Source organism: Chitinibacter sp. S2-10 (assembly GCF_046530675.1).
GTDB lineage: Bacteria > Pseudomonadota > Gammaproteobacteria > Burkholderiales > Chitinibacteraceae > Chitinibacter.
The window spans coordinates 763,174-782,459 of the sequence record NZ_CP172558.1 but is presented as its reverse complement, the minus strand read 5'-3'; the positions used below and the strand labels follow the sequence as shown (position 1 = coordinate 782,459).

General features: G+C 54.5%; 22 protein-coding genes. 6 read left to right on the top strand and 16 right to left on the bottom strand.

Going from position 1 to position 19,286, the window contains the following annotated elements:
• Positions 1-111: 111 nt before the first annotated feature.
• A complete protein-coding gene (hisD, locus tag ACG2XO_RS03635; RefSeq protein WP_410499458.1) occupies positions 112-1,404 on the bottom strand; it encodes a histidinol dehydrogenase in 1,293 nt (430 codons plus the stop codon).
• A 108-nt stretch (positions 1,405-1,512) separates the two neighbouring features.
• Between hisD and ACG2XO_RS03630 the strand changes: the two genes are divergently transcribed.
• The 3 genes from ACG2XO_RS03630 to ACG2XO_RS03620 all read left to right on the top strand — a co-directional run bounded on the left by ACG2XO_RS03630 (position 1,513) and on the right by ACG2XO_RS03620 (position 3,989).
• Complete coding sequence (locus ACG2XO_RS03630; RefSeq protein WP_410499457.1) at positions 1,513-1,710, top strand: hypothetical protein; 198 nt, start codon at positions 1,513-1,515, stop codon at positions 1,708-1,710.
• A gap of 110 nt (positions 1,711-1,820) precedes the next feature.
• Entirely contained in the window at positions 1,821-3,086 is a 1,266-nt protein-coding gene (locus tag ACG2XO_RS03625; RefSeq protein ID WP_410499456.1) for a DUF3300 domain-containing protein, read from the top strand.
• A 12-nt stretch (positions 3,087-3,098) separates the two neighbouring features.
• Positions 3,099-3,989 (top strand): DUF2950 domain-containing protein, encoded by an 891-nt coding sequence (locus ACG2XO_RS03620; protein ID WP_410499455.1) that lies wholly within the window; start codon positions 3,099-3,101, stop codon positions 3,987-3,989.
• A gap of 86 nt (positions 3,990-4,075) precedes the next feature.
• On the opposite strand, the gene ACG2XO_RS03615 is transcribed toward ACG2XO_RS03620, so the two are convergent.
• The 15 genes from ACG2XO_RS03615 to ACG2XO_RS03545 all read right to left on the bottom strand — a co-directional run bounded on the left by ACG2XO_RS03615 (position 4,076) and on the right by ACG2XO_RS03545 (position 14,780).
• A complete protein-coding gene (locus tag ACG2XO_RS03615; RefSeq protein WP_410499454.1) occupies positions 4,076-5,740 on the bottom strand; it encodes an FAD-dependent oxidoreductase in 1,665 nt (554 codons plus the stop codon).
• Positions 5,741-5,869: 129 nt separating this feature from the next.
• A complete protein-coding gene (locus tag ACG2XO_RS03610) occupies positions 5,870-6,376 on the bottom strand; it encodes a potassium channel family protein (RefSeq protein ID WP_410499453.1) in 507 nt (168 codons plus the stop codon).
• Between the two features lie 11 nt (positions 6,377-6,387).
• Positions 6,388-7,035, bottom strand: a complete 648-nt coding sequence (gene hisG / locus ACG2XO_RS03605) for an ATP phosphoribosyltransferase (protein ID WP_410499452.1) — start codon at positions 7,033-7,035, stop codon at positions 6,388-6,390.
• A 51-nt stretch (positions 7,036-7,086) separates the two neighbouring features.
• Complete coding sequence (locus ACG2XO_RS03600) at positions 7,087-7,488, bottom strand: DUF4870 domain-containing protein (protein WP_410499451.1); 402 nt, start codon at positions 7,486-7,488, stop codon at positions 7,087-7,089.
• Between the two features lie 15 nt (positions 7,489-7,503).
• Positions 7,504-8,754 carry a UDP-N-acetylglucosamine 1-carboxyvinyltransferase gene (gene murA, locus ACG2XO_RS03595; protein WP_410499450.1) on the bottom strand — a complete coding sequence of 417 codons (1,251 nt, stop codon included), beginning with the start codon at positions 8,752-8,754 and terminating at the stop codon, positions 7,504-7,506.
• 96 nt (positions 8,755-8,850) lie between these two features.
• On the bottom strand, positions 8,851-9,033 hold the full coding sequence (locus ACG2XO_RS03590) for a hypothetical protein (protein WP_410499449.1): 183 nt from the start codon (positions 9,031-9,033) through the stop codon (positions 8,851-8,853).
• The gene (locus ACG2XO_RS03585; protein WP_410499448.1) at positions 9,030-9,275 is read right to left on the bottom strand and encodes a BolA family protein; all 246 of its coding nucleotides are present in this window, start codon (positions 9,273-9,275) and stop codon (positions 9,030-9,032) included. The genes ACG2XO_RS03590 and ACG2XO_RS03585 overlap by 4 nt, the downstream gene beginning before the upstream one ends.
• A 52-nt stretch (positions 9,276-9,327) precedes the next feature.
• Entirely contained in the window at positions 9,328-10,083 is a 756-nt protein-coding gene (locus tag ACG2XO_RS03580; protein ID WP_410499447.1) for an ABC transporter permease, read from the bottom strand.
• Positions 10,084-10,103: 20 nt separating this feature from the next.
• Positions 10,104-10,997 (bottom strand): ABC transporter ATP-binding protein, encoded by an 894-nt coding sequence (locus ACG2XO_RS03575; protein ID WP_410499446.1) that lies wholly within the window; start codon positions 10,995-10,997, stop codon positions 10,104-10,106.
• Positions 10,994-11,794 carry a VacJ family lipoprotein gene (locus tag ACG2XO_RS03570; protein ID WP_410499445.1) on the bottom strand — a complete coding sequence of 267 codons (801 nt, stop codon included), beginning with the start codon at positions 11,792-11,794 and terminating at the stop codon, positions 10,994-10,996. Before ACG2XO_RS03570 ends, ACG2XO_RS03575 begins: the two co-directional genes overlap by 4 nt.
• Positions 11,795-11,852: 58 nt before the next feature.
• The gene (locus ACG2XO_RS03565; protein ID WP_410499444.1) at positions 11,853-12,125 is read right to left on the bottom strand and encodes a lipid asymmetry maintenance protein MlaB; all 273 of its coding nucleotides are present in this window, start codon (positions 12,123-12,125) and stop codon (positions 11,853-11,855) included.
• Positions 12,122-12,733, bottom strand: a complete 612-nt coding sequence (locus ACG2XO_RS03560) for a phospholipid-binding protein MlaC (RefSeq protein ID WP_410499443.1) — start codon at positions 12,731-12,733, stop codon at positions 12,122-12,124. The genes ACG2XO_RS03565 and ACG2XO_RS03560 overlap by 4 nt, the downstream gene beginning before the upstream one ends.
• The gene (gene mlaD / locus ACG2XO_RS03555) at positions 12,733-13,197 is read right to left on the bottom strand and encodes an outer membrane lipid asymmetry maintenance protein MlaD (protein ID WP_410499442.1); all 465 of its coding nucleotides are present in this window, start codon (positions 13,195-13,197) and stop codon (positions 12,733-12,735) included. Before mlaD ends, ACG2XO_RS03560 begins: the two co-directional genes overlap by 1 nt.
• Complete coding sequence (gene mlaE / locus ACG2XO_RS03550) at positions 13,198-13,989, bottom strand: lipid asymmetry maintenance ABC transporter permease subunit MlaE (RefSeq protein ID WP_410499441.1); 792 nt, start codon at positions 13,987-13,989, stop codon at positions 13,198-13,200.
• Positions 13,986-14,780, bottom strand: a complete 795-nt coding sequence (locus tag ACG2XO_RS03545; protein WP_410499440.1) for an ABC transporter ATP-binding protein — start codon at positions 14,778-14,780, stop codon at positions 13,986-13,988. The genes mlaE and ACG2XO_RS03545 overlap by 4 nt, the downstream gene beginning before the upstream one ends.
• A 358-nt stretch (positions 14,781-15,138) precedes the next feature.
• Here ACG2XO_RS03545 and ACG2XO_RS03540 point away from each other — a divergent pair, with 358 nt between their 5' ends.
• Genes ACG2XO_RS03540 through ACG2XO_RS03530 form a run of 3 tightly spaced genes read left to right on the top strand, consistent with a single transcriptional unit; the run spans position 15,139 to position 19,285 of the window.
• Entirely contained in the window at positions 15,139-16,668 is a 1,530-nt protein-coding gene (locus tag ACG2XO_RS03540) for a type II secretion system protein GspD (RefSeq protein WP_410499439.1), read from the top strand.
• On the top strand, positions 16,665-17,606 hold the full coding sequence (locus tag ACG2XO_RS03535) for a tetratricopeptide repeat protein (RefSeq protein ID WP_410499438.1): 942 nt from the start codon (positions 16,665-16,667) through the stop codon (positions 17,604-17,606). Before ACG2XO_RS03540 ends, ACG2XO_RS03535 begins: the two co-directional genes overlap by 4 nt.
• On the top strand, positions 17,603-19,285 hold the full coding sequence (locus ACG2XO_RS03530; protein WP_410499437.1) for a GspE/PulE family protein: 1,683 nt from the start codon (positions 17,603-17,605) through the stop codon (positions 19,283-19,285). The genes ACG2XO_RS03535 and ACG2XO_RS03530 overlap by 4 nt, the downstream gene beginning before the upstream one ends.
• Position 19,286 lies beyond the last annotated feature (1 nt).

Here is a 19,286-nt window from a genome sequence, read left to right as displayed (position 1 = left end):
GTGCTGTAGGGCTTGCTGAGTAAGAGCTGAATGTATATACCTTGGTTGCATAAATAAAAAAGCTGCGCTGAACAATGGTTCAGGCAGCTTTTTTTATTGGATGCGGGAGACTTACTTCAAGCGCAGCTCCGCCGCGTTCGCGTGCGCCGTCAGGCTTTCTCCGTGCGCGAGCACCGAGGCAATCTTGCCCAGTGTTTGTGCGCCCGCTTCCGAAACTTTGATCAGGCTCGAGCGTTTCTGGAAGTCGTACACGCCCAGCGGACTAGAGAAGCGTGCACTGCGCGCCGTTGGTAATACGTGGTTTGGCCCCGCACAGTAATCACCTAAACTTTCCGAAGTAAATTTACCCATGAAAATCGCGCCGGCGTGGCGGATGCTAGGCAATAGTGAGTCCGGGTTTTCAACCGACAATTCCATGTGTTCGGGTGCGATGTAGTTGCTGATTTCACACGCTTCGGTCAGATCTTTGACCAGAATCAGTGCGCCACGATTTTTCAGTGACGCAGCAATAATCTCTTTACGTGGCTGGGTATCGATCAGGCGATCAATACTGGCCTGCACTGCATCGATATACCCCGAATCCGGGCACAAGAGAATCGACTGGGCGATTTCATCATGTTCGGCCTGGCTGAATAAATCCATCGCCACCCAGTCCGGCGGCGTCGTGCCGTCGGCCAGCACCAGAATTTCGGAAGGTCCTGCGACCATATCGATGCCGACGATGCCGAACACGGCGCGTTTGGCGGCGGCGACGTAGGCGTTGCCGGGACCGGTGATTTTATCGACTTGCGGAATCGTTTGCGTGCCGTAGGCCAGCGCGCCAACGGCTTGCGCACCACCAACGGTGAAGGCGCGCGATACGCCGGCGACATACGCCGCGCCCAGCACCATATCGTTGCGCTCGCCCTTGGGCGTCGGCACGACCATGATGATTTCTTTCACGCCCGCCACATGCGCCGGAATCGCGTTCATCAAGACCGACGAAGGATAGGTCGCTTTGCCGCCCGGGACATAAATGCCGACGCGATCGAGCGCGGTAATTTGCTGGCCGAGCAGCGTGCCGTCTTCGTCTTCATACGTCCACGACACCATTTTTTGTTTTTCGTGATAGCTGCGAACACGCGCGGCGGCGGCTTGCAGCGCCGCGGCCTGATCGGCGGGCAGGCGCTCGAAAGCGGCTTTGAGTTCGTCCTGACTCAATTCCAGCTCGGCCATTGTCGCGGCGCTGGTACCGTCGAAACGGTTGGTGTATTCAATCACCGCCGCATCGCCACGGGCTTTTACATCGGCCAGAATCGCCGCGACACGCTGATCGACTTGCGGGTCTTGCGAAGTTTCAAATGCAAGCAACGCAGTGAGCTGGGATTGAAAGTCGACGGAAGTGGAATCTAGGCGGCGGATCATGGCGGCGGCTCATCGTAAATTTGGTTGCGCCAATTATACCTGTACTTATTGCCACCGCACCGGGTGTGGCGTGTAAAGGCGACTTTGCTCAAGTAGGCTGGCAGGCCGTTGAAAAACGACTGCGAAGCCCGCTTACTGCTGGCTCTGCACTCGCTACGCATCCAAAACCCGCCTCAAAATCCTCATTTACTGCTTATAAACTTCGATTTTTGCCTTGTTCTCGAACTTCTCGCTGCCTTTTTACAACAGCCAGATAAAGGTATGGGAAAGAGTGGGAAAGAAAATGCTGGTCACAGCGATGATTAAGTCTAGAATTAGCGGGAATATTCACCCTTTGCCCTGTATTGAATTACATTGTTAATGCAGGCCAAGCTTGTCATATTGCTGGTATGGCCTGTGATCAGAAAGGAGCAACAATGCCCCGTTTAATGCAATCCCTGTTTATTTCGGCAGCGCTGGCGGCATTACCGCTGGTGCTGGTAAGTCCTGTCGTGAGTGCGGCAGAGACAGCACCGAGCGCCACTTTCAGTCAGCAGGAAATCGAACAACTGGTTGCGCCGATTGCGCTGTACCCGGATTCCTTGCTGGCTCAGGTGCTGATGGCGTCAACGTATCCGCTCGAAATCGTGCAAGCCGAGCGCTGGCGCAAGGCCAATCCGAATCTGAAAGACAAGGCGCTTGAAAATGCGCTGCAAAAGCAGCCCTGGGATGCCAGTGTGAAATCGCTGACGACCTTCCCAGATGTTCTGCAAATGATGAACGAGAAAATCGACTGGACGCAAAAGCTTGGTGACGCAGTGCTGGCTCAGCAAAAAGATGTGATGCAAGCGACGCAGCGCTTGCGCGCCAAGGCCGACGCCGAAGGTCATCTGAAATCGACCAAGGAGCAGAAAGTGGTTGTTGAGCCGGCCACGGCAACGACAACCACCATCTATAAAATCGAGCCTCAATCAGAAACCATCTATGTACCTGTCTACAACCCAACCGTAGTCTATGGTCCATGGCCATACCCCTATTACACGCCGTATTACTGGTATCCGCCCTACTATGCTTATGGCGGCGCCGCATTTGGTTTTGCCACCGGCGTGTTTTTCGGTGCAGCGATCTGGGGTAACTGCAACTGGGGCGGCAACGACATCAATATCGATATCGACCGCTATAACAATTTCAATCGCGTCGAGCATAACCGCAACACGAACAGGGACGGTACCCAAAGCAACAAATGGCAGCATAACGCCGAGCACCGGCGCGGTGTCGAATATCGCGATAACAAGACTCGTGAGCAATACCGCGCGAGTGCCGGAACGCGTGATCAGCAGCGCGATGCTTTCCGCGGCAAAACCGATGCAGCGCGAGGCGATCTGGGCAAGGTTGACCGCTCTAATTTGCAAGGCCAGTTAAAGGATATTGATCGTAACGAAATCGATAATCGCTCGCGCCAGCGTGATCAGGCCGGTTCGCGTGATCAGGTTTCCAACAGGGATAGCGCAGGCCGGAGTGATCGAGGAACGAGCGCCAGTTCGCGAGATGTATCACGTCCATCGAGCGCATCACGCGATAGTGCATTTAGCAATATGGATCGTGGACAGGCTACGCGGGCTGCTAGTACGCGGGGTGCAACTTCGCAGCGCAGCGCCACTCGCCCACCCCGTAGCAGTAGTCGTTCTGGCGGCCGTCGATAAGGAAATCAAGTGATGAAAATTAAATATTCTCTGCTTCTGGCTTTATCACTCAGCGCGGCGATCCAGCCTGCACTTGCGGGGCAATTATTTGCCAGTCCTGAAGCCGCAGGCGAAGCGCTGGTTCTTGCGCTGGAAAATAAAGATGTGCCAGCGCTGGAAAAAATCTTCGGCAAGAAAAACCGTGATTTGATTGTCTCAGGCGATTCGGTGGCGGATGCCAAGCGCTACGAAGAATTTGTCAGCAGTTATCGTGCTAAACACCAGTGGACAGCCAAGGGCAAGACACAGGTGCTTGAAATCGGTGATGAGCAAACGCCTTTTGCCATTCCGGTATTGCGCGACAATGGCGGCTGGGTTTTCGCTGCGACCACCGGGCGTGCCGAGTTGCTGACGCGCAGAATCGGGTTGAATGAATTAAGTGCGATCGAGTCGCTCAAGACATTTACTGCGGCGCAACAGGAATATTATTTGATGCAGCCAACAGGAAGTGCGCTGCTGCATTACGCTGACCGCTTTATCAGCAGCGAAGGTCAGCGCGATGGGCTGTACTGGCCTGATGCCCAGGATAAACCGAGTAGCCCGCTAGGCTCGTTTTTTGCCGCAGCAGCACAGGAAGGATACTCCAAACGCAGCGAGCCTTATCACGGTTATTTTTTCAAAATCCTGAAAGAGCAGGGCGCAGCCGCCAAAGGTGGGGCATATCGCTATGTTGAAAAAGACAAAATGTTTGGCGGCTTTGCAATCCTGGCCTGGCCTGCCAGTTATGGGCGCTCCGGCGTGATGAGCTTTATCACCAATCAGGATGGCGTGATTTACCAGCGTAATCTGGGTAAAGGCACGGCTGAAGTGGCGAAGAAAATCAATAGCTTCAATCCTGAGAAAGGTTGGGAAGCCGTTGAATAGCAGTTTGATTGGTCGTGCCACAAAAAACCCCGCATTGGCGGGGTTTTTTGTGGGTATTGCCTTTTAGACTATGTTGGTGCTTGCTCTCAAGGGTATACCCTATTTGCTTGTTGCCACATTTGCCAGGTATTAAAGCCGCCATTCAGATTGCGCACCTGAAAACCCAGTTGCTGCAAATGGCGCTGGGCAATATAGCCGCGCAAACCGGCCATGCAGTACACCACGACCGGCTTGGTGTGATCGATCAGATGACTGAGGCTACGCAATTGCGAGAGTGGCAGATTTCGCGCGCCGTCGATCTGGCCGCTGGCGATTTCTTCCGGCTCGCGCACGTCGATGATTTGCGCGGCAGACCGATCCGCCGCCAGCTCTTCCGGCTGGATCAGTTGCAGCAAACCCGAACGCCAATTTTGCGCGGCCATCCCGGCCAGATTGACCGGGTCTTTGGCCGAACCATATGGCGGCGCGTAGCTCAATTCCATTTCAGCCAGATCATCGACGCTCATACCCGCCTGCAAAGCCACTGCGAGGACGTCGATGCGTTTATCAACGCCTTTTTCGCCGACCGCCTGCGCACCGAGCAGTTTGCCGCTGGCCGGATCAAACAGCACTTTCAGGCTGAGCATCGTTGCGCCGGGGTAATAGCTCGCATGGTCATTGCCGTGCAGATAGAGCTTTTGATACGGAATGGCGGCGGCTTGCAGGGTTTTCTCGTTCAGCCCGGTGCTGGCTGCGGTCAGATCGAATACTTTGCAAATCGCCGTACCCTGGCTGCCGCGATAATCGGCATCCCGGCCAAAAATCACGTCGGCGGCAATACGTCCCTGGCGATTGGCAGGCCCGGCCAGCGGTAGCAAAACAGCTTTGCCGTTGACCACATGGCGGACTTCTACCGCATCGCCTACGGCGTATATGGCTGGATCGCTTGTGTGCTGCTGCTTATCGACGTATACCCCGCCTGTTATGCCGATTTCCAGCCCCGCGTCGCGCGCGAGCTGATTTTCCGGGTTGACGCCGATCGCGAGTACGACCAGATCGGTGACCAGCTGGCGGCCTGACTCCAGGTTCAGCGTCAGTCGTTCGCCACCATCCACGCTTTGCAGGCTTTCGCCGAGCAGCAGCTCAACGCCGTGGGCTTTGAGCGTTCTGACCAAAGGCGCGGTCATTTCGGCGTCGAGCGGTGTCAGCACTTGGGTATTGCGCTCGATCAGACTGGCATTGAGGCCGCGTTGACGGAGTGCTTCGACGGTTTCCAGCCCGATAAATCCGGCGCCGACGACGGTGACATGTTTGACGTCGGGCGTGATGGCATTCATCAGCTTGTCCAGATCTGGCACGGTGCGCAGCGTAAAGACGCGCGGATGATCCAGCCCCGGCAGCGGTGGGCGGATGGGGGCAGCGCCGGGGGCGAGAATCAGCGCGTCGTAGCTTTCATCGTAAGTGTCCCCGGTCTGGCTGTTGAATACCCGCACGGTTTTTGCGCTGCGATCTATGCTTTGCACTTCGCTATTAACGCGGACATCCAGCCCGAAACGGGCGGTCAATGATTCGGGGGTATGCAGCAGCAGCGATTCGCGTTCGGCAATTTCGCCACCCAGATGATAAGGCAGGCCGCAGTTGGCAAATGACACATAAGGCCCACGTTCGAAAACAATAATTTCAGCCGCTTCATTCAGGCGGCGTGCACGCGCTGCGGCCGATGCGCCTCCGGCTACACCGCCAACGATCAGGAGTTTTTTAATCGGGGTCATCTCGTAGATCCGTTGTTAATATATGTAAAATTATAATATATAAAAACATATATCGTATAGTGTAAAAAATGCCCAGTGAAGGGCATCTTTGTTGCAGATCAAGATTTGCGCAGAATCGGACGTAGTGACTTACTTGTCCGATGTAGAGGGGAAGATGACTCTGCTGAAAATCAGCGTGATGAAAATCCCGAAATGCGTCGAGCCGATAATCGATTCGGCAATAAACAGGATTTTGCCATCGGCATTACACGGCAGGAAATCGCCAAAGCCGACGGTGGCAAAAATGGTCGTTGAGAAATACAGCGAATCGAGAAAATCGATGTTATTGGCGCACCCGGCTGACGTGCCGTACACATCAAACACCTGCCAGCCGGTGGCAAAAGTCATGATTAGCAGGATATTGCTCAGGATAAACAGCCAGACTGCCTGTGCGGGATGGATGCCGTTTTGTAGCCGTTGTCCTTTGGCGATGCTGAAAACGAAGGACAGATAGTTGAGGTAAACCACTGCAATAAACCAGTGCAGCGTGGTGGCACTTTTGCCGACCAGCCCCAGCTTGATCAACCAAGGCCAGGCAAACATGAACAGTAGTGTATACAGCGGAACATGTTGCCAGTTGATTTTGAGCCTTGGCATATCGGTTTTCCTTAAGCAGTTCTTGCTGCGACGGTCCGGCTGAATGCATCAAGCATCGGTTGCAGACGTTCGTGTTTGAGTTTCAGTGACGATTGATTGACGACCAGGCGGCTCGAAATATCGCGGATATGTTCAACCGCGACCAGATTATTGGCTTTGAGCGTGCCGCCGGTCGACACCAGATCCACAATCGCATCGGCCAGACCAACCAGTGGCGCCAATTCCATCGAGCCATACAGTTTGATCAGATCAACGTGAACGCCTTTGGCGGCAAAGTGCTCTTTGGCCTGTTCGGTGTATTTGGTCGCAATCCGCATCCGTGCACCCTGTTTGACCGCGCCTTCATAATCAAACCCATTTTGTACTGCGACCATCAGCGCACATTTGGCGATTTCCAGATCGAGCGGCTGGTACAGCCCCTGGCCGCCATGCTCGAGCAGCACGTCTTTACCGGCGACGCCCAGATCGGCTGCGCCATATTGCACATACGTCGGTACATCAGACGCGCGAACGATGATGAGTTGAACATCAGGCTGGTTGGTACCGATGATCAGCTTGCGCGTGCTTTCAGGCGCCTCTGCCGGCACGATGCCGGCTGCGGCGAGCAACGGTAGCGTTTCTTCAAAAATACGGCCTTTGGAAAGGGCGATGGTAATCATGGGGTATCTGCCTGTATGTCTTTTTGGTATTGTCTTGTAGGGCAATACCCATTATTTGAAGATGTTCAATTTGGCCGGATATTTGGCCTGCCAGCCATTCATCGCCCGTCCGCCCTGCCACATGCTAAATAGCGCCGCGCCGATGCCGACCCACCAGATAAACAGCGGGGTTTTCAGCATCGTGCTGGCGATCAGCGCCAGAATGTAAAAACAGCCCATCAGCATCTGGAAATTGCTCGCTTCACGCGCATGCTGTTCGACAAATTCGGAATGAACGCGAGCGAATTGCAAAACAATAAACGGCAGCGCAATCGCAACGACCGGAATCGGCAAAATCGGCAACCAGAACAGACCCGACAAATGAGCAAGGACGGCAAAGAATTTTTCGTGTTCTTTGGGTGGTCGGGGCTTATTGTTGTCTTCGTGTGACGGTTTTGGATTCAGGATCAGCATGCTTGGGCTCCGCGTTTAGCGTGTGCGTTCGATTTGGGCGCCGACACCGGCCAGTTTGGTTTCGATGTGTTCGTAACCGCGGTCAAGGTGGTAAATCCGGTCAACAATCGTTTCGCCGTCAGCAATCATGCCGGCAATGACCAGACACGCCGAAGCACGCAAATCGGTCGCCATTACCGTTGCACCAGACAGTTTTTCGACGCCGGTGACGATCGCGCTATGGCCGTCGACTTTGATTTTTGCACCCATCCGCGCCAGTTCCGGCACATGCATAAAGCGGTTTTCAAAAATCGTTTCGGTAATGACGCCTGTGCCTTCGGCAATTGCGTTCAGTAAAGTGAACTGTGCCTGCATATCGGTCGGGAAAGCCGGATATTCGAGCGTGCGAATATCGACCGCTTTCGGACGTTGCTTCATATCGAGTGAAATCCAGTTGTCACCCGTTTCGATATACGCACCGGCCTCAGTGAGCTTGTCGAGTACCGCGCCCAGAATGTCGGCACGGGTGTTTTTGAGCAGAATCTTGCCTTGCGCAGCCGCGGCCGCAACGAGGAAGGTGCCGGTTTCAATCCGGTCCGCAACAATCGCGTGGCTGGCGCCGTGCAATTCTTTGACGCCTTCAATCGTGATCGTGTCGGTGCCATGGCCGCTGATTTTGGCGCCCATTTTGATCAGGCATTCAGCCAGATCGACGACTTCTGGTTCGCGCGCTGCGTTTTCCAGAATCGTCGTGCCTTCAGCCAGCGTCGCTGCCATTAGCAGATTTTCGGTGCCGGTGACGGTGATCATGTCCGAGCGGAAACGCGCACCTTTGAGTTTACCGCGCGCTTTGACATAACCGTGTTCGATCACGATTTCGGCACCCATCGCCTGCAAGCCCTTGATATGCTGGTCGACCGGACGAGCGCCAATCGCGCAACCACCAGGCAACGATACCTGCGCTTCGCCAAAACGCGCCAGCGTCGGGCCGAGTACCAGAATCGACGCGCGCATCGTTTTGACCAGCTCGTACGGCGCGGTGGTGCTGCTGATGTTGTTGGCAGTAATTTCGTATTCGTGGACGTTATCGGTCATCACCCGCACGCCCATGCCTTGCAGCAGTTTTTGCGTGGTTTTGACGTCGGCCAGTTGCGGTACATTGGTCAGTCGCAATGTGTCTGCAGTGAGCAGGGAGGCGCAGAGAATCGGCAGCGCTGCGTTTTTGGCGCCGGAAATAACGATTTCGCCTGCCAGTGGCTTGCCGCCGATGATTTTAAGCTTATCCATTTGTATTTAACCTTTTATCTATATCACCGCAGGCGGCGAGCCCGCGTTCAATTATTTGCGGTGTGTCTGATGTGAAAACTGGTGAATCTGTGTGCCTTAGCGAAAATATTCCCACCAGATCCATGCGCCTGCTGCGATCAGCCATGGCAGGTTGACCAGTGCCATCAGCGGACCGCCGGATTTACTCTCGCGTGTTCTGGCGTCGAGTTTGGCCTGTTCGATGATGGCCTTGTTTTTGGCGATGCTGCCCAAGTCAAAGCGGGGATCTCGGTTTGTCACTGCTGACGCGCTTCCCATTCGGCGGGTGTGAGCGTCGCGCGCATCGAGAGCGCGTGCAATTCACCCGAATCGAGGTAGGATTTCAGCCCGTCATTGATCAGCCGGTGGCGAGCGAGCAGTTTCAGCCCTTCAAAGGCGTTTGAGACAATGGTGGCGTAAAAATGGTGGCCATCACCTTCGACTTCGAGGTGTTGGCAGGAAATGACTTGTTGGATCAGGTCTTGTACGCGTTCTGGAGTCATGGTTTTCTTGGGCTGGTGAGCCGCTTTTCAATCGGTTTCAATCAGTTTTCGATCAGCGGCGGATTTTGTAGCCCGATTTTATCAAGCTCAGCGTGATTGCGGTGAGGATTGCTAAAGTAATTCCGACAACCGCCAGCGAAAACCAGGGATTAACGTCGCTGACACCGAAAAAGCCGTAGCGAAATCCGTCGATCATGTAGAAAACCGGGTTGAAATGCGAAACGGTTTGCCAGAACGGCGGCAAGCTATGAATCGAGTAAAACACGCCGGATAAAAACGTCAGCGGCATGATCAGGAAGTTCTGGAACGCGGCGAGCTGGTCGAATTTCTCTGCCCAGATTCCGGCAATCAAACCCAGAATCGCCATCAGGCTACAGCCAAGCAGGCCGAACAGAAATATCCATAGGGGGTATTTGAATGGTGGTATTGAAAATATTAACGTTGCGAGCAATACCCCTGCGCCAACGACAAAGCCACGCGCGGCACCGGCCAGCGTATAGGCGCTGAAAAACTCGAAATGCGACAGTGGTGGCAGCAGGATATAAACAATATTGCCGGTGATTTTCGATTGAATCAGGCTCGAGCTGGTGTTGGCAAACGCATTTTGCAGCATGCTCATCATCATCAGCCCAGGAATCAGAAACGCGGTGTACGAGACGCCCGGATAAGGCTGGACATGCGCTTCAAGGACGTGCGCGAAAATCAGCAGATACATCAGTGCGGTCAGCACTGGCGCAGCGACGGTTTGAAACGCAACGCGCCAGAAGCGCAGGACTTCTTTACGGAATAGGGTATAAAAACCGGTCATAGTGATTCCAGCCCTAAGGCTTAGGCGTGCATCATTTGTACGAAGATTTCTTCCAGATCGGGCTGGGTGATTTCTAGATCTTTCAAGGCGATCTGTTCGCTGCGTAATGCGGCCAGAATGGCTTCAAGTCCGTTGCAGTCGGCCAGTTTCAATTCGAATTGCTGCTCGTGCTGGCTGATCAGCAAGGGGCGTAAACTGGCTGGCAGTTGTGCCGGAGCGATTTTGATTCGTACGGTCCGCGCTGCGCCGCGCTGCATCATCGTCGCTTTGTCTTCGAGCGCGATCAGCTCACCTTTTTTCAGCATCGCAATGCGATTGCAGAGTGTTTCGGCTTCTTCCAGATAGTGTGTGGTCAGCACAATCGTGTGGCCTTTTTCATTCAGACTTTTGATAAAAGCCCACAGCGTCTGGCGCAATTCGACGTCAACACCGGCAGTCGGCTCATCCAGTACAATTACTGGGGGTTTATGCACCAAAGCCTGAGCGACCATGACCCGCCGCTTCATACCCCCGGAAAGGGCACGCATATTGGTGTTGGCTTTGTCGGTGAGTCCCAGATTGTGCAGGATTTCGTCGATCCAGTCGTCGTTGTGCTTGATACCAAAATATCCCGACTGAAAGAGCAGTGCTTCGCGGACTTTGAAAAAAGGATCAAACACCAGTTCCTGTGGAACGATGCCGACGGCACGGCGAGCGGCACGATAATCGGCCTCGACATCGAGCCCCATCACGCGAGTTTGACCGCGACTGGCTTTGGTCAGTCCGCCCAGAATCGAAATCAGCGTCGTTTTGCCGGCACCATTGGGGCCGAGCAGCGCGAAAAAATCGCCCTGTTCGACCGAAAAACTGACTTCTTTTAATGCGGTGAAACTGCCGAAATCCTTGCCTATGCCGCTAAACTCGATTGCGTTCACTGCTGAACCTCTGTACTGAGCGTTTCAGTTGCGCCAGCTTCGACCTGGGGTGGTTCAGCAACGGGAGTGTCAAATTCGGCCGCACGGTCGGGATTTGCTGCATCGTCCTGAGAGTCGCCCATCGGTAGCGGATAAGGCGGATTGCCGTCGTAGACCTTGTACCAGCGACGTTGCAGATAGGTGTCGCGGACAAAAGCGTAAGGGTCGAGTTGCTCACGAATGGTCGCGTCAAATGGCAGCAGCTGCGCTCGTACATCGGTGAGCATGACGCCGTAATAAGCAATTTGCCCGCCCAAAGGGTCGATGTAATCGATCGGCCCCCACGCCAGACGTGCCAGTTTTTCGGTCGAGTCGCGCACTGTCAGCGGGCCGTAGAACGGAATCATCAGGTACGGGCCGCTGGGAATGCCCCATGCACCGAACATCTGACCAAAATCCTCGTCCTGTTTTTCAATTGGCAAATCGCTGGCCCAGTCGATCAATCCACCAAGACCAACGGTTGAATTGACGATCACACGCGCGGTGCTTTTGGACGCTGCGACGCCTTTGGCCTGCAGCAATGCGGCCGGAATGCCGAACAGGTCGTCGAGGTTGCCGGCAAAGTTGTACACCGCCGTGCGTAATGGCGACGGAATGTAATCGGTATACGCTTGCGCAACAGGGCGAAGCAGATGTTCGTCCAGTGTCGAATTGAACGAATAAATCGGCCGATTGACCGCTTCAAGCGGATCGTAGTTGTTTTGCGGGGTTGCACAGGCGGTGAGCAATACCGCAGAGAGCAGAATGAGACGGCGCATGGACCCAGAGCGCTTATAAGGCGCAGTAATTGTGAAAGTAGTATTAATTGTGTGTTGCTCAGGTCTTGATTTGCAAGAGCTCTTGCACGCCATAAACCCGGATCAGTTGCAGCAGCGCAGCAGGAAGCGCCAGAAATGACAATTCGCGCCGTTGGTGCAAAGCGCGCCGCCGCCATTCGAGTAAAAGCGCAACGGCGCTTGAATCAAGCTGAACCACGGCGGAGAAGTCCACCGTGGTATCGCCTTGGGCGAGCAAGGCGTCGAGCGAATCGAGTAACTGGGCACAGCTACCGTTAGTCAGCTCGGCGGGGGCGGCGTACTGCAAACTCATGACTTGGCCTGTTTGGCGGCGGTGTTGCGGTTGGATAGCTGTTTGATCAGCGCATCAATGCCATCTTTGCGAATAACCGAGCCAAACTGGTTGCGGTGATTATTAATAAAGCTGATGCCATCGACGCTGATGTCAAAGACTTTCCAGTCGCTGCTTTGCTTTTCAAAACTAAAATCGAGCGGGATCGGTTTCTGACCGGGGAGCGTGACTTCGGTGCGAACGGTTTGTTCATCGCTATCATTACCGGCACGGGTTCCCTTGATATTGATTTTTGCATCCTTGTACAGCGTCAGCGCGCTCAGATAAGTGCGGATCAGCATGGTGCGAAACTCGGTGGTCAGCGCATCTTGCTGTGCTGGCGTTGCACTTTTCCAGTATTGGCCTGCGGCCAGTGAAGTCATGCGCTTGTAATCGGCCATTGGTGAGAGGCGGGCGTCGACCAGCTCACGCATTTTGGCACTGTCTTTCTCGTTTTTCTTGATGATTTCCAGCACGTCCTTGCTCGCGCTGCGGACAATTTGCTCGGGCATTTCGGCGGCAAACGACGGTGCGCTCAACAAGCTTAAAACCAGCAATGACGTTCGTAATTGGTGCAAAAACTTAAACATTATTTTTCTTCCTTATCGGCCTGACTAAACAGGAAACGGCTAATTAATTGCTCCAGCACTATCGCCGAAGACGTGATTTTAAAAGTATTGCCTGCCTTGAGTGTTTTCTCGTCGGCACCCGGCGTAATGCCGATATATTGTTCGCCCAAAAGGCCTGAAGTCAGGATTTCGGCCGAGCTATCGCGGCTGAAGTGATAGCGGCTATCCATATCCATCGTCACTTTGGCGACAAAGCGTTCCGGATCGAGCGAAATATCGACAACCCGTCCTACTACGACACCGGCGCTTTTGATTGGTGCCCGAATTTTCAATCCGCCGATATTTTCAAAATTGGCGACGAGTTGATAGCTGCTGCTGGCGGGTAAACTGCCCTGACTGCTGACTTTGAGTGCCAGAAACAAGAGTGCCGCAATGCCGGCCAGTGCAAACAGCCCAACCCAAAAATCAATCATGCCGCGTTTCATTTAAACTCCCCGAAACATAAAAGCAGTAAGAATAAAATCGAGCGCCAGAATGACCAGTGCGCTGGTGACAACAGTGCGCGTTGTCGCACTGGAAATGCCTTCGGCGGTCGGGGGCGCATCATACCCTTCAAAGACCGCAATCAGCGAGACTGCAAAGCCAAAAAAGAGGCTTTTAATCACGCCGTTCATCACATCGAGCCGGAAATCGACCGAGCCCTGCATTTGCGACCAGAAGCTGCCTTCGTCGAGCCCCAGCAATTGCACGCCGATCAGATAGCCGCCAAAAATCCCCATCGCGCTGAAAATCGCCGCCAAGAGCGGCATCGAAATCACGCCGCCCCAGAAACGCGGCGCGACGACGCGGGCAATCGGGTTGACCGCCATCATTTCCATTGCCGACAGTTGCTCGGTCGTTTTCATCAGGCCGATTTCTGCAGTAATCGCGCTACCGGCACGGCTGGCAAATAAGAGGCCGGCGACGACAGGCCCCAATTCACGCACCAATGAGAGCGCAACCAGAATCCCCAAAGAGCTCGATGCGCCAAAGCGCTGCAGCGTGTCATAGCCTTGCAGTGCCAGCACCATGCCGACAAACAGTCCGGAGACGGTAATGATCAGTACCGACAACACGCCAGCGAACCAGATTTCGCGCAGCGTGAGTTGCGGGCGCAGCAAGGCGGTTGCCGAATGACGCAAAATCGCCAGCAAAAAGCGGCAGGCAAAGCCGAGTTTGATCAGGCTGTTGGTCAAAGGTTGACCAAAGCGGGAAATGGCATTGATGAAAAAATTCATTCTGTCAGCCCTAAATCGTCAGCGTATGCGGGTGCCGGTTTATGAAACGGCAAAGGGCCATCAGGCAAGGCATTGATAAACTGCTGCACAAACGGGTGGCTCGATGCTTTGACTTCAGCCGGCGTTCCCTGCGCGACAATTTGCCCGTCGGCGAGGAAGTAGACGTAATCAACAATCGCCAGCGATTCGGCAACGTCGTGAGTCACGACAATCGACGCTGTGCCGAGTGCGTCGTTCAATTCGCGAATCAGTTTGCCGACCGTTGCCAGTGAAATCGGGTCGAGCCCGGTAAACGGCTCGTCGTACAGCATTACTTGCGGATCGAGCGCAATCGCGCGCGCCAAAGCGACGCGTCGTGCCATCCCTCCCGAGAGTTCCTGTGGCATCGCTTGCGCCGCGCCGCGCAAGCCAACGGCCTGTAGCTTCATCAGCACCAGATCGCGAATCATGCTTTCCGGCAAGCTGGTGCGCTCGCGCAATGGAAAAGCCACATTGTCGAACACCGACAAGTCGGTAAACAGCGCACCGAACTGGAACAGCATCCCGAGCTTGCGACGCAACTGATACAGATCGCGCTCGCCCAGCGCACCGACATCCTCCCCGGCGACCTTGACGGTGCCGTTGCTGGCGCGGATTTGCCCGCCGATTAGTTTGAGTAGCGTTGTTTTGCCCGAGCCCGAGCCGCCCATGATGGCGACGAGCTGCCCCGCCTTGATCTGCAGCGACACATCGCGCAAGACCGGCGTTTCTCCATAAGCAAAACTGACATTTTGAAAGTCGATAAGTGGCATGTGTAAATTTTAAGGGACTACGCGGGAGAAAAAAACAGAGTTTTCGTATTGAAATGTATCGTTCGGCGCTGATTTTACGGCATTTTTGATTGTTCGGCGTGGTAAATATTGGCGAAGACAAAAGGTTTGAATGATGGTTTTTGTCGGGTATTGCCTTGTATGTCAATGTTTGTGATGCTTGCATCGATATACCCTTGGCATTGATTGCCTGGGTTTGCGTTTTTTTCTGGGTGTACTGGAAAACTACAATAGTTTTCCTAGAATGGAAGATGTTTTCTTTCTTTTGTTTTTCATGAAAATAATTATTTTGTCAGTTTGTCTTGTGCTGATCGCTTGTCAAACGCCAGGAAAAACGGGTTTGTCGCTTGAAGGCCATATCCAGGCTGCTTCGGCGGTGCGTGAGGTCATTCCTGCTCCGCTGACAAGCATTCCGCATTTACCCAAACCGGCACCTGTGCCAGCGCTGGAAACTTACAGTGTCGTGGTCAGCCAGTTGCCGCTGAACAAGCTACTGGCTGCGCTCGCGCGTGATGCCAAAATCAATATTGACGTGCATCCCGATGTGGCAGGGAGCGTGACGCTCAATGCGATCAATCAGACGCTGCCGCAAATACTGGAACGCATTGCCAGACAGGCCGATATTCGCTGGACGCTTGAAGGCGGTATTTTGACGATTGCTCCTGATCTGCCTTATTTGAAAACCTATCACGTCGATTATTTCAATCTGTCGCGCAATATGAAGGCCAGCGTCACGATTTTGAATTCAGTGACGACTGCAGCGCAGGGCAGCGTGAGCGGCAATAGCTCCAGCACCGGTATCGATAGTGAAAACCCAAATCAATTCTGGAAACGTCTCGAAAGTAATCTGAAGGATCTGCTGGGTAATTCAGCTGCCGCAGCGAGCAACCCGGTGATTATGCATCCCGAAAGCGGAACGATCAGCATCCGCGCGACGCAAAAAGATCAGCTTAAAGTCGCCGAATTTCTGGCCGCAGTGCAATCGGCTGCGCAGCGGCAAGTGATGATTGAGGCCACCATTGTTGAAGTCGCACTCGGCGATCAGTATCAGGCTGGTGTCGACTGGTCAAAAATCGCTTCGGGCAGCGGCTGGTCTTTGTCGCAATCGCTGCTGGGTGCCAATCTGACGACCGCGCCAGTCAGCGTGCTTTCGTACGCCAATGACAGTTTTGGCGCGACGATCAAGCTACTTGAGCAATTTGGCCGCACGCGCGTGCTGTCGAGCCCGAAAATCATCGCGCTGAATAACCAGACTGCAGTGATGAAAGTCGTCGAAGAGCAGGTGTATTTCACGCTCGAACTCGAAGAGGACAAAAATACCGATGGCGAGGTGACCGGCCGGACTTATCTCTCGCAACTGCACACGGTGCCGGTCGGGTTGGTGATGCAGGTGACGCCGCAAGTGTCGGCTGCGGGTCAGATCGCGATGAATGTCAGACCCACAATTACCAATATCAGCGGCTATGTCGAAGACCCGGCGGTTGCGCTGATTGCCAGAGATTCGGCCAAGCCGGTGCAAAGCCTGATTCCGGTCTTGCAGGTGCGCGAATTTGATTCGACGCTCAATATTGCCAGCGGTCAGGCGGCGGTGCTCGGTGGCTTGATTCAGGACAAACAGAATAATTCGCGTCAGGGTTTACCCGGCCTCTCGCGATTACCGGTGATCGGTGATGTGTTCAGTTACCGCGACGACAAGGTCAGCAAAATCGAGCTGGTCGTTTTTTTGCGACCCGTTGTCGTGCAAGGCCATGGCCTGAGCGGTGGGCAGGCCGCGTTCAAATTGCCCGATACGCATTTTTTCAACCCGGCTTCGGATCATCAGCTATCGGCTTTTCAGGGCGGGCTGATAACCGGTGAGCTTGCACCATGAGTGCGGCGTCCAGTGTGCTGTCCGCTGCTTCAGCGCACATGCCGGGAGCGAAAACCTGGCTGCGCTGTTTGATACTGGCCGCTCTGTTGCTTGTTGCTTTGCTGGCTTGGCAATACTGGCAGTTTGCAACGCCGCGGTTGAACTCGGCCAGTCAGCAACCGATCGCCACTGCTTCGCAGTCGTCTGAATTGACGATAAAGCCAGAGGGGTATCTTGCTGAAGAGCGCTTTGAATATGAGCCAGATGGTAATACTGGGTTGGGTATTTCTGCAGTCAAAACCCGCATTTCAATCGACGCCAATTCTACTGACCCTGATCCTGCCCCGGAATTTCACGACGAGCCGGTGCAATTCAAACGAAGCAGCAGCAATTTGAACCCGGTACTACTGCAGGCGTGGGAGGCATTCAGACGGGGCGACGATGATCTGGCTGAGCAACTCTACCGCAAAGTGCTCGTCGGGCAGTCGCGCCAGCGTGACGCACTTTTGGGTTTGGCCGCTTTGCACATCAAGCGTGGTGAAAAAGGCAAAGCTGGCGAAATTTATCGCCAGTTATTGCAGCTCAATCCGCAGGATCAGATGGTGCAAGGCGCGGTATTGATGCTGGAACCAGAACAGATTGGCTCACACGATGAAGTACAGCTCACGCAGCGCGGTATTCAGGATGAGCCGCTGCTACTGGCTCAGCACTATGCCCGTCATCAGCGCTGGCACGAGGCACAAGCGCAGTTTTTTGCCGCATGGCAGCAAGACCCCGAACATCCCGATCTGGCGTATAGCCTCGCGATCAGTCTGGATCACTTACAGCAAAACCGGCTGGCAGCCGATTTTTATCAGCAGGCGCTGGTGTTGGCCGGGCAGCGCCAAGCCGGGTTTGACCGCGCCCAGGTCGAGGCACGCTTGCAACAGTTGAAGAAGCTGCAGGAGAGTGTGCGATGAATGCCCCCGTTCAAATAACTCGCTTGCGTATTGGTGAGCTCTTGCTTGGCAAAGGGCTGATTTCATCGGACCAGCTTGAAATTGCCTTGCGTGAACAGGCCAAAACGCCGGTCTTGCTCGGTCAATTGCTGGTTTCGCTCGGCTTTTTGTCTGAAAGTCTGTTGCGCGAAGCGCTGGTGGAAAACCTGGGGCACGGTAGCATTGATTTATCTCGCGCCATTGCTGATCCCCGGGCGCTGGCACTGCTCGATAAAACGGTCGCCAAACGCTGGCTGGTTTTGCCGATTGCGCTCGATCAGCGGCGTTTGAGTATTGCAATGGCGCAGCCCAACAACCTGTTGCTGCTTGATCAGTTACGACTGCAGACGCGTGATGAATACACAATTATTCCGCTGCTCGCCGCCGAGTCGGACATCATCGCCGGTATTGATCGCTATTACGGTTTCGAGCTGTCAATTGACGGCATTTTGCGTGAAATTGAAACCGGCGAGTTACATGAAAGCATTCAGACGGGGGCCGATTACAGCCAGCCAGTTGTCCGACTGATCGACGCGATTCTGGCTGACGCCGTGACGCGCGGCGCATCGGATGTTCATTTCGAGCCCGAACAGGCTTTTGTCCGGATTCGCTACCGCATCGACGGCATTTTGCGGCAAATTCGCGCACTGCATAAAAGCTACTGGCCGGCGATGGTGGTGAGGCTCAAAGTGCTGGCCGGGTTGAATATCGCCGAAAACCGTGCGCCTCAGGATGGCCGGATTTCGCTGACTTTATGCGCTCGCAACCTTGATTTTCGCGTCGCCTCGTTGCCGACCAACTGGGGCGAAAATATCGTATTGCGGATTCTGGACAGAAATAAAAACCTGCTGGCGCTCGACGAGCTGGGTTTAAGCCAGACCCAGCTTGCAACATTGCACCGCATGCTGGCACGACCCGAAGGATTGATCCTGCTGACCGGGCCGACTGGCTCGGGCAAAACGACGACGCTGTATTCGATTCTGAGTCATCTCAATAGCGTCGAGCGCAATATCATGACGCTCGAAGATCCGGTCGAATATCCGCTGGCGATGATCAGGCAGACTTCAATCGGTGACGTTGTCAAAATGGACTTTGCCAACGGGATTCGCGCCTTGCTGCGGCAAGACCCCGATGTCATCCTGATCGGCGAAATCCGCGATCACGACACGGCAGAAATGGCGATGCGCGCCGCGATGACCGGACATCAGGTTTATGCCACGCTGCATACTGCTTCAGCACTCGGCGCGATTGCCCGTTTGTTTGACCTGGGGGTTCAGCCCGATGTGCTCGCAGGCAATCTGATCGGCATGGTCGCGCAGCGTCTGGTGCGCTTGCTGTGCCCGGCGTGCAAGGTGGCGTACCAGAGCGACGAAATCGAGTGCCGCCAGCTTGGTATTGACGCTCCGACGACCATTTATCGTGCTGCTGCTTGTCCGGAGTGTGAGCAGCAGGGTTATCGTGGCAGGACGACCGTTATGGAGCTGCTCCGGGTTGACTCCCGACTTGAAGAGCTGATTGCCCGTCGTGCAACATTGGGCGAGATGCAGCAGGCGACCCGGGACTTTGCTTCCTTGTCTGACGACGCCTGTCGCCGGGTTCTGGCGGGTGAAACGTCACTGGCTGAAATCGGCCGCGTTGTTGATTTAACGGGCAGAGCATAAG